This is a genomic window from Spirosoma lituiforme (assembly GCF_054776635.1).
In genome coordinates this window covers 814,191-828,137 of sequence record NZ_BAAHBO010000002.1, presented here as the reverse complement: position 1 = coordinate 828,137, position 13,947 = coordinate 814,191, and the positions used below count along the sequence as shown (strand labels likewise).

The 13,947-nt window shown below is 52.4% G+C and carries 12 protein-coding genes; 2 read left to right on the top strand and 10 right to left on the bottom strand.

Features of this window, described 5'->3' with window-relative positions; genetic code table 11:
* Positions 1-36: 36 nt before the first annotated feature.
* The 8 genes from ACYU87_RS11815 to ACYU87_RS11780 form a co-directional block, all read right to left on the bottom strand.
* Positions 37-2,193, bottom strand: a complete 2,157-nt coding sequence (locus ACYU87_RS11815) for a molybdopterin cofactor-binding domain-containing protein (protein ID WP_461134270.1) — start codon at positions 2,191-2,193, stop codon at positions 37-39.
* A 21-nt stretch (positions 2,194-2,214) separates the two neighbouring features.
* On the bottom strand, positions 2,215-2,856 hold the full coding sequence (locus tag ACYU87_RS11810) for a cytochrome c (protein WP_164044111.1): 642 nt from the start codon (positions 2,854-2,856) through the stop codon (positions 2,215-2,217).
* 63 nt (positions 2,857-2,919) lie between these two features.
* Complete coding sequence (locus tag ACYU87_RS11805) at positions 2,920-3,399, bottom strand: (2Fe-2S)-binding protein (RefSeq protein WP_461134269.1); 480 nt, start codon at positions 3,397-3,399, stop codon at positions 2,920-2,922.
* 177 nt (positions 3,400-3,576) lie between these two features.
* Complete coding sequence (locus tag ACYU87_RS11800) at positions 3,577-4,560, bottom strand: aldo/keto reductase (protein ID WP_461134268.1); 984 nt, start codon at positions 4,558-4,560, stop codon at positions 3,577-3,579.
* Positions 4,561-4,596: 36 nt separating this feature from the next.
* Positions 4,597-5,244: a flavodoxin family protein gene (locus ACYU87_RS11795; RefSeq protein WP_461134267.1), complete on the bottom strand. Its 648-nt coding sequence runs from the start codon at positions 5,242-5,244 to the stop codon at positions 4,597-4,599.
* A 105-nt stretch (positions 5,245-5,349) separates the two neighbouring features.
* The gene (locus tag ACYU87_RS11790) at positions 5,350-5,835 is read right to left on the bottom strand and encodes a nuclear transport factor 2 family protein (RefSeq protein WP_461134266.1); all 486 of its coding nucleotides are present in this window, start codon (positions 5,833-5,835) and stop codon (positions 5,350-5,352) included.
* Positions 5,836-5,919: 84 nt separating this feature from the next.
* Entirely contained in the window at positions 5,920-6,405 is a 486-nt protein-coding gene (locus ACYU87_RS11785) for a nuclear transport factor 2 family protein (RefSeq protein WP_461134265.1), read from the bottom strand.
* 120 nt (positions 6,406-6,525) lie between these two features.
* Complete coding sequence (locus tag ACYU87_RS11780) at positions 6,526-7,377, bottom strand: aldo/keto reductase (protein ID WP_461134264.1); 852 nt, start codon at positions 7,375-7,377, stop codon at positions 6,526-6,528.
* A 153-nt stretch (positions 7,378-7,530) separates the two neighbouring features.
* Here ACYU87_RS11780 and ACYU87_RS11775 point away from each other — a divergent pair, with 153 nt between their 5' ends.
* Positions 7,531-8,436, top strand: a complete 906-nt coding sequence (locus ACYU87_RS11775) for a helix-turn-helix domain-containing protein (RefSeq protein WP_461134263.1) — start codon at positions 7,531-7,533, stop codon at positions 8,434-8,436.
* 486 nt (positions 8,437-8,922) lie between these two features.
* Complete coding sequence (locus ACYU87_RS11770; RefSeq protein ID WP_461134262.1) at positions 8,923-10,200, top strand: sensor histidine kinase; 1,278 nt, start codon at positions 8,923-8,925, stop codon at positions 10,198-10,200.
* A 192-nt stretch (positions 10,201-10,392) separates the two neighbouring features.
* Here the strand turns inward: ACYU87_RS11770 and ACYU87_RS11765 are convergent, their stop codons facing one another.
* Complete coding sequence (locus ACYU87_RS11765) at positions 10,393-12,027, bottom strand: hypothetical protein (protein WP_461134261.1); 1,635 nt, start codon at positions 12,025-12,027, stop codon at positions 10,393-10,395.
* Between the two features lie 476 nt (positions 12,028-12,503).
* Positions 12,504-13,883, bottom strand: a complete 1,380-nt coding sequence (gene mnmE, locus ACYU87_RS11760; protein ID WP_461134260.1) for a tRNA uridine-5-carboxymethylaminomethyl(34) synthesis GTPase MnmE — start codon at positions 13,881-13,883, stop codon at positions 12,504-12,506.
* Positions 13,884-13,947 lie beyond the last annotated feature (64 nt).

Genomic DNA, 13,947 nt, shown 5'->3' with positions numbered 1-13,947 from the left:
CAGCGAATCAGTCGTCTTTCGCTCATTTATCGTCGCCTATACCGCGGCCAGACTAAAAGGCAGCTTACGGATGCGCTTGCCGGTCAGATCGAAGATGGCATTGGTCAGGGCTGGCGCAAAGGCGGGTAAACCGGGTTCGCCGACACCACCCGCCGGTTCGTCGTTGTCCATGACATACACGTCAATGGGCGGAATGTCGGGAATGCGGGGTAGTTGATACGAGTAAAAATTCTTGTCCACCGGCACACCATCCTTGAACGTTACCTGATGCTGGGTAGCCGCTCCCAGCGCCATAACGATAGACCCTTCCACCTGCGCCTTGACGGTATCGGGGTTGACGTACCAGCCGCAATCCATAACGGCCCAGACATGGTCGATCTTCACCTGACCATTCTGCCCTTTCGATACTTTTACGACGTGCCCAACGGTACTGGCAAAGCATTCGGTGATGGCCATGCCGTAGCCCTCTCCCGGTTTGCGGGTCTTCCAGCCCGACACCTCGGCCAGCTTGTCAAGTTGTCGGTGCAACCGCTCGTCGGGCAGGTGGTCCCGGCGGAACGCCATCGGATCTTTCCCCGATTCATGGGCCAGTTCGTCGATAAAACTTTCGTAGGCAAAGCCGTTGGTGGAGGCATACACGGATCGCCACCACATCGTCGGAATGGGCGTTTCGAAGGGAACGTCCGCAATGCTCAGGTTTTTGATGCTGTCGGCGTAGGGTTTCAAAAAACCTTCCGAAGTGCTGCGGTTGGCTTTGTCTTTCGGACCACCGCGCCAGTGATCGTTGTTCTGACCGGCCATGCGCAGCTTGAACGCGCTGATCTTTCCGTTGTCGACAACGCCCTCGCAGCGGTACGAAATACCGGGCCGGTAGGGGCCCTGGGTGGCGTCATCCTCGCGGGTCCAGACCACCTGTACGGGCGCTTTTATCTCTTTGGAAATCACCGCAGCTTCGTGCGGATAATCCATGAACGCTTTCCGGCCGAACCCACCGCCCAGAAACGTCATGTGGACGATCACTTTTTCGCGATCCAATCCCATCTCTTTACTGACCGCATCCTGCACCCATTCCGGAGCCTGAATAGGTCCCCAGATTTCGAGCTTATCGTCCTGATAATGAGCCGTACAGTTCAGAGGTTCCATGCAGGCGTGGTACTGATAGGGCGTTTCGTACACCACATCCAGTTTCTTCGGAGCCTGAGCGATGATGGCTGACGCGTCGCCCTGCTGCTTGAACGAAAGCCCTTCCTGCGTTTGTAGCGCCTGCTTCTGGCGGGTAAAAATCTCGTCGGTGCTCAGGTGTTCGAATCCGCTATCGTCCCAGGTTACCTTCAAGGCTTTCTTTCCTTCCAAAGCTGCCCAGGTTGAGGTAGCCACCACCGCAACGCCCTCACGGTAGGTGTTAAAAACCAGCATTTTGGTCTTGAACACGTGTTTGACACCGGGAATTTTGCGGGTGGTTGTGTCGTCGAAACTCTTGACTTTACCACGAAGGCGGGGGTTCCGCTCCACGGCAGCATACAACATACCCGGAAGCGTTTTGTCCAGCCCAAACGTGGCCGTACCATTGGTTTTTAATTTGGTATCCAGTCGACGGAGCGGCTTGCCAACGAGCTTGTAGTCGGATCGCTTTTTCAGGACGACGTTTTTGGGCGTTTCCAGCTTCATGGCGTCTGCCACCAGCTCCCCGTAGTGAAGTCGCTTCGCCGTTGGCCGGTGAATAACCTGTCCCGATGCGGCATAACAGTCGGCGGTAGGCACGTTCCATCTGGCCGCAGCTGCCCCAATCAGCATCTGGCGGGCCGTGGCTCCCAGCGTCAGTAAGTTTTTATACGAGCCCCGTACCGTCGAACTGCCCCCGGTGACCTGGCTACCGTATTTTTTGTTGTCGCCTTTGGCAAAAACGATATTCACTTTATCCAGGTCAACTTCAAGCTCTTCCGCAATCATTTGGGGAATGGCCTGATAAACACCCTGCCCCATTTCGGCCCGGTGAGAGAAGATAGTGACCTGGCCGGACGGTTCGATATGAACCCAGGCATTCATCTCAACCCCGAAACGATCGGCTTCGGCGGCTTTGATGATTTCGGCTTCTTCCGCACTGGCGGGGATATAAAAACCCAGTGACAGCGCCAGACCGGTCAGGCCCGAAGCTTTCAGGAAATTGCGTCTGGATACGGGTTGTGTGTCCATCGTGTTGTTTGCCGAAGGCGATTAAGGTTTAGGGGCGTAGGCGCCTGTTTTGAGCCAGGTCGTCCAGGCTTTTTTAAATTCAGCGTGACTCATCGGGGGCAGTGTGCGCCCTTCGCCGGGATTCCAGCCCGCCAGAACCAACCCATCGTCGGCGTGTTCCAGCAGTTTTTCCATGTTCTTATTCCCGTTTTGCCGGGGATCAACCAGTTGTTTAGCCAGTTGATGGGCCGTCCGCCCCTGAAAAACCATGCGCATGGTGGCAGGCGGTAAATGCCAGTCCGGGTTGCCCGGTGGGGTGTGCAGACCCGGCGTGTTGGTCGGCTGGTGGCAGTTAGCGCATTTCATGGCATAGATACCCTTTCCGTCCGTACCCCGTTGGGGACCCATCGTGTGCAGGTGATTGTCGTCGCCCTGCAAAGGAATATCACCCGACGGATGGCAGTTCATGCAGCGCGGACTCATCAACACGTTGTAGACGTTGGCGAACGCCTTGACCGAGGTTACGCTATCCCTCCGGACCGGATCTTTTTTGATGGATGCAACTCGTAGGGCCGTACTCGTCCGTATTGAACTGGCGCGATCGGTATCCGGGATGAATGTTGAGGCCATAATGCCTGTCACCGACAGCAGAATGGCTAGGATATAGATTGTTCGTAAGGGCATAGACTGACTGGCTTTCGTTTCAGCATGTGTTTGTCGATGTTGCGCTCAGCAACGTGCGTTGGTCTACTCATTTTTACCAACCTTCTGTTCGGCTCCGGCCGCTAGATGAATGGCTTTCCGAATGCGGGGATACGTACCACACCGGCAGATATTGCCGGCCATAGCTGCGTCAATATCCGCATCGGTCGGATTCGGATTCTCCCGCAGCAGCACCGCAGCCGACATGATCTGCCCGGAATGACAATAGCCACACTGGGGCACGTCGATTTGTTGCCAGGCCTGTTGCAGGGGGTGGTCGTTGTATTGAGAGAGCCCTTCGATGGTGACCACTTTCTGGCCGGCAGCGCGGCTTACTTTGGTGACGCACGACCGCACCGCTTCGCCGTTCAGGTGAACCGTGCAGGCCCCGCACTGGGCAACGCCACAACCGTACTTCGTTCCTTTCAGGCCCACCACGTCCCGGATGGCCCACAGCAGGGGCATTTGCGGATCGACATCAATCGATTGCTCGGTGCCATTGATTGTCAGCTTAATGTTTGCCATAGTAGTCATGAGTTATAAAGCCATCGGGTCATCGCTGTTCATACGATAACAACGTATGCGCACTGCCTGTTTATCTATTTCGCTCGATAAAGTTACTGATAGTAAGACAATTGGGTAGTGGTTGAGTTGCGCTTTTTACCACCGCAGGGTAGCCTTACACCAGTCGTGAAGAAACCCTTAGCCGCCTACCCGTTTTTGCAGGTGTGCCGGGTAGCGGTCGCCCTGTACCGGAATCTGGGCAAAGGCCGTATCAATCTGGTCAATGTCATCGGCGGACAGTTCGATAGCTACGGCTCCGATGTTTTCTTCCAGACGGTGCAGCTTGGTCGTGCCGGGAATTGGAACAATCCAAGGCTTCTGCGCCAGCAACCACGCCAGTGCCACCTGCGCCGGTGTTGCTTCTTTTTGCGTGGCCATGTCACCGAGCAGGTCTACCAATTTCTGGTTGGCTTTCCGGTTCTCTTCCGAAAAGCGGGGAACCACATTGCGGAAATCAGTCTTGTCGAATTGCGTGGTTTCGTCAATTTTTCCCGTCAGAAATCCTTTACCCAGCGGGCTGAACGGAACGAAACCAATGCCCAGCTCCGCTAACGTGGGCAGAATTTCGTTTTCGGGTTCGCGCCACCATAACGAGTATTCGCTTTGCAAGGCAGCCACTGGCTGAACGGCGTGCGCTTTCCGAATCGATTGTACACCTGCCTCGCTCATTCCGAAATACGTTACCTTACCTTCCTGGATAAGTTCCCTGACCGTTCCGGCAACGTCTTCGATGGGCACAGCCGGATCAACCCGGTGCTGGTAGAATAGATCAATCCGGTCGGTTCGTAGCCGCTTCAGGGCTTCTTCGGCTACCTGACGGATGCGTTCGGGACGGCTATCCAATCCTTTTGTGGAGTCACCCGCCTGAAAGCCAAACTTGGTGGCAATCACTACCTGATCGCGAAACGGTTGCAGCGCTTCACCCAACAATTCTTCGTTGGCAAACGGACCATAAGCCTCCGCTGTATCAAAGAACGTAACGCCTTTGTCGAATGCGGCACGCAGCAAGTTAATGGCCTTCTGCCTGTCGGTTGCCGGGCCATAGCCATAGCTCAAACCCATGCAGCCCAAACCAAGGGCGGACACGGTCAGACCGCTGTTTCCTAGTGTTCTTGTTTCCATTGACGTTGATTTAGTTGTTTGGCCGTCAGTTCGATCTTATTTCAATACGTTAATCGTACGCAACCATTGCTGCACGTTTGTTTCGGCGGTTTTGGCTTTATCTCCTTCAATAACCAGCAATTGACCATCCCGTTCCGAGCCGCCCCGCATGGTAAACCCGTCCAGTACGGTGCTGTTGGGGCACAATTCCTTTACCGTCTGGAACGTGCTTCCGATTCCATAGCCGCCGTTCGTATTAAACGGAATGACGGTTTTACCCCGGAGATCGTACTGACGCAGAAAGCTTTTCATGGGTGGGGGTAATTGCATGCCCCAGGTCGGGAAGCCAACGAATACAATGTCATATTGCTGAATGGTATCGATTTTTGTCGTCAACGGAGGCAGAAAACCGGTTTCATTTTCCTTCGCCACCTGATCTACGGTAGCCCGGTAGTTTTCGGGGTAGGGTTTCGCTAAGTCAAGAGCGACTAACTTCCCGCCTATGTGCTTGTGAATGATTTCCGCGATTGCTTTCGTGTTTTTCGTCCGCGACAAATACACGATCAACACCTTGCCCGATAAGGCATTGGCCGGCTTTACGACTGGTTCACCAACAGCCGGAACACGCTCCGTTTGGGAAGAACAGGCCCCGATCAACAGTAGGAATGCCAACAGGCTGTGCAGTATCATAGTGATCCGTTTCATTTACGTTATCAAAGGTGCGTACCCTTACCCTCGAAACTAGCTTATTCGGCATCGAATCACTTGACGGACGCCAGACTTCAGGGATGCCGAAAAGGGGATACCTGATTAATGCTTGATGACGTGCGTGTCCCGAACGCTGCTAAATGTCAGGGCCAGCATTTTCCAGGCATTCGCTTGTTTTTGGTAGACTTCCGTAACGGTAAATTCCGTCTTGGCCTCACTGCCCCGAACCATGGCTACCAGCGTAATCCGACTCCAGATGATAGCCGTATTGTTGCCAAACAGTTCCACCGCCGTATCGTGCACATCCGCGTTCTTGTACCAGATGCTTCCGGTTTTAATGATATCGAGTTCTTCGTCTTTTTTCCAGGTGCCACTCATGTGGACGAATTTTGCCTTATCGTCGAAAAGCTGGGCCAGTTTGTCCACATTCTTATCGGCCATCCACTGCCACTTTTGTTTGGAGAGATCAATAATTTCCTGCTGGGCTTTGGTGGGGGCTGGTGTCGAAGCATTGGCCTGATTCGTCTGCGCAAGCGATGCCTGTATGCCTATCAGGAAGAAACACAAACCGAGAATTGATGCTTTCATGTAACAATTGATTTTAACGAGTGAATGTCTGTTTATTAAGCCTAGTTTGTCGTGTTCACGACGATTTCTGGCGTAGTGACGCAACTAGTTTTCAACGGGTCTCATCAATCGGGAAAACGAGAGCTGTCCCATTTTCCAGTTACCGTTTTCCTTGATATATACTTCCGTCACCATAAATGGATTGGTCACCTCGTTTCCGCCCACGACGGCTACCAGGTCGATGTCACTGAGCAGGATGGCCGTATGACCAATCATGTTAAAGGTTGTGGCGTAGACTTTCGCTTGTTTGTACCAGATATTCCCGCTTTTGATGACCTCCAGTTCCCGGCTCTTGCCCCAGCTACCCCCCATGTGAACAAACATCGATTTTTCATCGAATAAGGTAGTCAGCTTGTCCACGTTTTTGTCGGCCATCCACTGCCATTTGTCTTTTGAGAGGTTGATGACTTCCTGTTCCGCGTTGGCGCTACCGGTCGTAGCTGCGCCTGCGTTTTGTGTTTGAGCGAAAGCCACCTGTATACCAGCCATCAGCAAGCACAAGGTGATAAGCGATAGTTTAATGGAGTTCAAGATAAAGGATTAGAAAATTGACTAATTAGATCTTACGTCATTCGCTGCGCCGACAGGGCCGTTGCGGCCATAGGCATGACGTGTTTTTGATCAGGCCCGCCTGTAGCCGTCGCGAAATGTTCACGAAGCAAGCTTGCGCTCGCCCAGCCATTTGACCATAGCCGGATCGCGGTGATCGAAGAACAGACTTGCCTTCGTGTCCAGGCCTTTTATGGCTTCCATGTCGTCAGCACTCAACTCAAAATCAAGGCTATTGACATTCTCTTCCATGCGCTCCTTCCGGACAGACTTGGGAATGGCCACGACGCCCCGTTGGGTCAGCCAGCGCAGCACCACCTGCGCAACAGATTTATTGTACTTCGCGCCGATCGAACGCAATACGTCATTGTGAAAGAGATCATTTTTCCCTTCCGCAAATGGTCCCCACGATTCGATTTGCACGTTGTTGTCGACCATGAATTGCTGCGTGTCGATCTGTTGATGAAACGGATGCGTTTCGACCTGGTTAACCGCCGGAGCAATTTCGTTGTGGATGATCAGGTCAATCAGCCGGTCGGGCTGGAAGTTGCTCACGCCGATGGCCCGTACCCGGCCTTCTTTGTAAAGGTCCTGCATGGCCCGCCATTCGCCATGTACATCGCCGAAAGGTTGGTGGATCAGGTACAAGTCCAGGTAATCGAGTTGCAGCTTTTTCAACGAAGCGTCGAACGCTTTCCTGGTTCCTTCATATCCATCCGACTGAATCCAAAGCTTGGTTGTGATGAATAATTCGTCTCTAGCTACACCACTTTTTTTGATAGCCTGCCCCACCGCTTCTTCGTTACCGTACGAAGCCGCCGTATCGATCAGCCGGTAGCCAGTGGCGATGGCATCCAGTACACTGCGTTCGCATTCGGCTGGATCGGGGACCTGGAAAACCCCAAATCCCAGGATGGGCATGGCCACCCCATTGTTCAAAACTACGTGTTGCATAGCTGTTTACGTTGATGATACAAAGGTCTGCTCATTTTCTGGCCTGCGTGGTATACAGATTACGGGTATTACTACCATTATTACTGATTCGCGCTTAGGCATCTGGTAGGGTAGTCAGAAAACGATAATTTTGAGACAATAACCAAGCGTGCTATGGATACCCTGCGACGATTCGAGACAATCAGTGAGTACAACGCCTTCAATAACAACGAAACCCGGCATCCGCTGGTCAGCGTCGTCGATCTGTCAAAGGCCGATCCCCGACAGGGCTCCCGGATGTATTTTGGGTTCTACACCATTTTTTTGAAAGAGGTCAGATGCGGGGATTTGGTGTATGGGCGGCATACGTATGATTACCAGGAGGGCACACTGGTGTTTATGGCACCGGGTCAGGTTGCCGGGGTGAACAGCAACGGGGAAACGTACCAGCCAAAAGGGTACGCGCTGGTCTTCCATCCCGATCTGATTCACGGAACGGCGCTGGGACGACATATTCAGGAGTATAGTTTTTTTGGTTACCAGTTCTACGAAGCGCTGCATTTATCGGGCCGGGAACGGCAGATCGTGCTGGACTGTTTTTCCAAGATCGAGTATGAACTGGAACACGCCATCGATAAGCACAGCAAACGACTGATCGTATCCACGATCGAGTTATTTCTGGGGTATTGCACCCGGTTTTACGATCGGCAATTCATTACTCGGGAAACGGCCCACAAAGGCATCCTGGAGCGGTTCGAGACGTTGTTGAACACCTATTTTCAGGCCGATAAACCGCAGACGTTGGGGCTGCCGACCGTTACCTACTGCGCGGGTGAATTGAATTTATCAGCCAATTATTTCGGGGATCTGATCAAAAAAGAAACGGGCAAAACCGCGCAGGAATACATCCAGGCGAAAGTAATCGAACTGGCCAAAGAACAAATAGTCGATCAGAACAAAACCGTGAGTCAGATAGCCTACGACCTGGGCTTCAAGTACCCCCAGCATTTCAACCGCTTATTCAAACAGCGCGTTGGGCAGTCCCCCAATGAATACCGTCGAACCGCCGATGTGGTCTAGCAATCATTTCTCATTGAGCCGAATAAAGCCAGTGGTGGCGCTATTTGACCCCATGATGAATGGTGTTTATGCTTACCGCCCGGTGCTGAATCCATTTACTTCGGTTACTCCGCGTAACACGCCAATACGGTATGGTAAAAGATGTCTGTTGTGAAGGCATGGGTGATTGAGAAAGCAAGGCCCAGGATTATTATTATCATAGCACTCGGATTTTACTAATTTGTTGATCCGTTTGGCCAACACGTCGAAGGTATGCCTCTGCCTCTGAGACGGGGGGCGCTTTCGATTTGTCGATTTGTCAGGCCATTGTATACGACTAAAACAAAACTATATTCATGTAATCATATATCGAAAAACGGTACTACCTTTGAGGTACTGACAGTCCTCGCGCTTATCAGTACCTTTTCGCCTGGTTGCCTAATTAGGACAACTCCTCCGGACGGACCGCGCCTGCCGGACGTAGAGAGTGAGTTTATCCAGGTTCCCATGACATTCATCTCCGATGAAGCCTCGGCTTCTTTGAGTCAATTAGCCACTTTTCTAGCCGCTCGACGCGATGCCCTGCTTAACAACTGGCGGACAGCTTGCGACGCAGAGCCCGCCCTGAAGATCGTTGTCAACTTAAGCCGCGAAGAATTTAATAACAAAGTTCCTTTCATGCTTAATATGCTCCAGCAGCGATTGCGGGGCCAGAACGAAGAAGTCAACGTAGCTCTTTTAGCCGCCGAGCATGGTCTCCATCGTTGGCAAAAGGGCTATGCGCTGGCCGAATTGTCGATGGAAATGCTGCACTTAAGCCAACTTCTACTGGCTGAGCTGCGCTCGTTTTGGCAAGCCTACCCCACCACCGACAGCACGGTCATGCCACTGGCTTATGAGCACCTTTTTCGGTTTACCAATCAAATCAATACCGGTAGTGTTGAGCAGTATGCCGACCTGCTGCGCACCAATGCATTTAACCGGGTCGAAGCTTTAGAGAAGGCATTGGCTGAACTAAGTGCGGTTGGTCAGCAACGCGCGGAGTTGCTGCGCCATTCCTCGCACGACCTGCGGGGTAGTTTTGGGGCTATCCAGGGTGCGGCTTCCTTACTGGAACTGGTGATGGACTCTGAACAGGAACGTAAACAGATGCTGGACATGCTATTGCGTAACCTGACCAGTTGTCGATCGCTGATCACTCAGTTAATGGATTTATCCCGGCTGGAAGCGGGGCAGGAAGCGCTCAATATTCAGCCCCTTGATGCGAGCCAGTTACTGATGAACCTGGTGGAAAGTTACCAGCCTCTGGCCAACGAGCGAGGGCTTTTACTTAAAGCGGATGGTCCGGCCAGCTTGCCGGTTGAGTGTGATCCGGTTCAGCTTCAGCGGATCATTCAAAACCTGATACTCAACGCCATCAAGCATACCCCGACCGGATTTGTATCGGTCTCCTGGAGCCGGGAGACCGATTATCGATGGATCGTCAGTGTACAGGATTCCGGGCCGGGCTTACCCACGGCTACGAAGGTCGGTTCATTAGTTCAACAATTAATGCCCTCTCCTGAATCAACGGCGGCCTTTGGACTAGCGAATGCCCAGGCCGATGCACAGCAGGCGGAGATAACACAAGCATCCCGCTCGGCTTTTGCCCACAAAGGGGAGGGTATTGGTTTATCCATCGTTAAGGGTTTGTGTGAACTGCTACGAGCGCAGCTGGAGGTCGAAAGCAAGCCAGGCGAAGGTACTCTCTTTCGGATACGGTTAGCCACCCACTGGCAACCTTAACGGCGGGCAACGCGTCGGGTATGTACGTTGCCGCTATACCCGACGCGTTGCGCTGGCTATCGGTAGGAAACGATTTGCGATAAGTCAGGCCCTCGTCCGAAAACTGTTGGTGGTCGAGACACCCGGCTTGGTCGCTGACATATGCACCGATAAGATGGACTCGCTGACCATCAATGTCCTGATATTCACTTATTACTTTCTTTCCAGAAACTGCTTGACTAAGCGCGCCAGCTGCTCAATTTTTGCCTCCTGCTGTTGGTTGATTGTGGCCTGTTCGCTGGCCTTTTTTTCCAACTCAATGCTATACAAGGTCAGTTCTTCCACTTTCTCCAGCAGCAGCGCATTCAGTTTCACCAGCTCAACGCCGTCTTTGGCGACCTGATCTGCGGAGGGAATACCCGGCAAATGACTGTTTTGCTTAATAAAACGCGCCACCGAGTCTAACGAGCGCAGCCTGTAGCCTGGGCTAAACACCTTGTCACTCCACTCCGAAATGTTGTTGATCCGTAACCGATACCGGGCTTTGACGACATCGCCAACCCCATTGACAGTCAGGAACTGGTCCGTGGCCAGCGTAGTTGGACTTTGGCTGGTCAATTGTTCCAGGCGTACGCCCGAGGCATCAGCCTGTTCACTCCGTACATGCAGCCGGGCGGTTGGCGCCGAGGTGCCAATGCCCACGTTTACCCCGTTTCCCAGAATCATGGAGTTACTGCTGGCCACCCGGCTATGGGAGCCAATGGCGATCCCATTGAAGATGCCTTCATCAGCCTGGCTGTTATACCCCATTAGTACGTTGTCGTCACTGGTGGTGATGGCCGTCCCTGACGCGGGCCCAATGATGATGTTGTGACTACCGGTGGTTACGTTATAACCCGCTTGATAACCTAAAAACGTGTTACTCCCTCCTGTCGTGTTCAGGAAACCCGCCCGATAACCGACAAAACTGTTGCTGCTGCCCGTCGTATTGTTCTCGCCCGCATAATCGCCCATAAAGGTATTTGACGAGCCGATCGTGTTCGAGAAACCCGCTCCATAGCCCATAAAGGTGTTCGACGAGCCTGTGGTGTTATAATAACCTGCCGAGGCACCCATGAAGCTGTTTTCACGACTCGTGGTATTGGAGTATCCTGCCTGATGGCCCATGAAACTATTCGACGAGCCCGTGGTGTTGGTGTAGCCCGCCTGGTAACCCATAAAACTATTTTGCTGACCCGTTGTGTTGAAGTAGCCGGTTTGCGTACCGATAAAGCTATTCTGATTACCCGTCGTGTTCTGGTAGCCTGATTGCTGACCAACGAAGCTGTTACCACCGCCAGTCGTGGTATTCAATCCGGCCTGACTGCCTATAAAGCTATTACCCGTACCATAGGTGTTCTGGTAGCCTGCGTAATTGCCTATAAAGGTGTTATTGCTACCGATGGTGTTGGCATGGCCTGCGTAAGTGCCCACGAATGAATTAAGTGACCCACTCGTGTTCTGATAACCGGCTTTACTACCCACAAAGACATTCTCCGATACGCTATTGTTGTAGCCCGCCGAATCGCCCAGCGCCACATTAAAGCTGCCCTTCACATTGACTTTACTAGCAGCTGATCCCACGGCCACATTGCCGGATCCGGTCATGGTGTTAAATCCAGCATAGTTGCCGAAAAAACTGTTCTGAGAACCCGTTGTACTATAAGTACCTGCCTGGGGTCCGACGAGGGTATTGAAGGAACCTGGTGAGTCGGCGTTGGCCGTAGTAGCGGTATAATTTGTGGGAGTCTGCGCCTGGAGCGCTCCCCCCGTCGCCAGACAGGCAACTAGCGTAAAGATGTGTTTCATAATAGGACTAAGGTTAGTGAGCATCTACAACTGTTTTGTCAGTAATAATGGGCTTGGCAACGACAAGTCGATTTGCTGCTTTTGGTTGGATAAGCAGCGTGTCGACCACTTGGCATGGCGAGCCGGTTCCCTGTATTCACTTAATAGGAAATGAGGAGTAAAGGTGAGTCAGGAACTAGGTAATTGATAAAAAATAAGGCTTACCTTTTTGAACAGCCGTCGATCAATAGCGGGCACACGCTTTCGCCGTTCAGTTTGTCGACCATGAACCGGTAGGGGCGTGGCTGCTGATGGTTGAATGAATTGGGCGTGGGCCTGATCCTGTAGTCCTGTCAGACGCGCAGATTCGCTTTACCCGAATGCCTAAATATATACCCGTCTACTACGCACAAATGCAGTAGTAAAACACAAAAAGCCCATTTTCAGGGCTTTAGATGCTACTCGGCAGTGTAACAGGAAAATAGTAGTCAGGGCGGTTACTTTCCGATACAGAACTTGCTGAAAATTGACTCCAGTAAATCATCTGTTGTTATCTCACCGGTAAGTTCTCCTAAATGTTGTAAGGCAACACGCAAATCCATAGCCAGCCAGTCCGGCGTGACCCCGGAGTCTAGTCCGATAATGGCGTGGGCAAGAGCATTGTCCGTACCAATGAGGTGGTTGTAATGACGCGCGTTTGTGACAACGGCACTGCCCGTTTGTACCGCGGCATCCGTGCGAACACGAGCCGAGAGCGCGGCTTTCAAGTCGTCCAGATTCGTTTGTTTTGCTGCCGAAATCCAGATGACCTGTTCCCTGTTGAGGATATGGGCCAGGGATTCATGGTTGGCGTCTGTCATCAAATCGGCCTTATTACCGACCAGTAAATACGGTTTTCCCGATTGATGTAATTCATGAATAACCTCGTCCAGATCATCGGTACTAATGGCAGGGCCATCGAACAGATAAATGACAAGGGAGGCATCCCGCATTTTTTGCTGCGTGCGTTCAATGCCAATGGCTTCGATCTGGTCGGTGGCCTGGCGCAACCCGGCAGTGTCGATCAACCGAAAGCGGATGCCGTCCAAAAATAACTCGTCTTCAATGACATCGCGGGTGGTACCGGGAATATCGGAAACGATTGCTTTCTCTTCATTCAATAAAGCGTTGAGCAAGGTGGATTTTCCGGCGTTGGGTTTGCCGACGATGACCGTCGGGACACCGTTCTTGATCGCGTTACCCGTTGAAAAGGAGTCGATCAGGGGATGGAGTACACGGCGTATGTCGAGCATCAACTGGCGAAGTTTGTCGCGGTGAGCGAATTCAACATCCTCCTCGCCGAAGTCCAGTTCCAGTTCCACCAGAGCGACAAAGTCAATGAGCTGCTGCCGAAGATTTTTTAGTTGCCGGGAAAAACCACCGCGCAGTTGGTTCAGGGCTGCCCGATGGCTGGCGTCCGAGTCAGAAGCAATCAGATCAGCTACAGCTTCCGCCTGAACCAGGTCGAACTGGCCGTTCAGAAATGCCCGCTGGGTAAACTCGCCCGGCCGCGCCAGTCGAACGCCTTCCTGCATGAGTCGACGCAGGATTTGCTGAATAATGAACTCCGATCCGTGGCAGGAAATTTCCACAACGTCTTCTTTCGTAAACGACTTGGGGGCCCTGAAAACTGTGACCAGCACTTCATCAATAAGGCCGCCGGTTTCGGTGCGAAGAGTGCCAAAATGGGCGGTATGACTGGCCTGTTTTGTCAGGTCTTTTCCCTTAAACAGGCGATTGGTTAACGCAATGGCGCCTTCGCCCGATACGCGCAAAACGGCAATGGCACCGATGCCTGGCGCAGTAGCGAGCGCAGCGATGGGTTCTAATTGATACAAATCTGTAGGTATTTCGGTTTATTGTTTGCCGGTTTTGGTTTGGCATACCGGGTACTGAATGCCA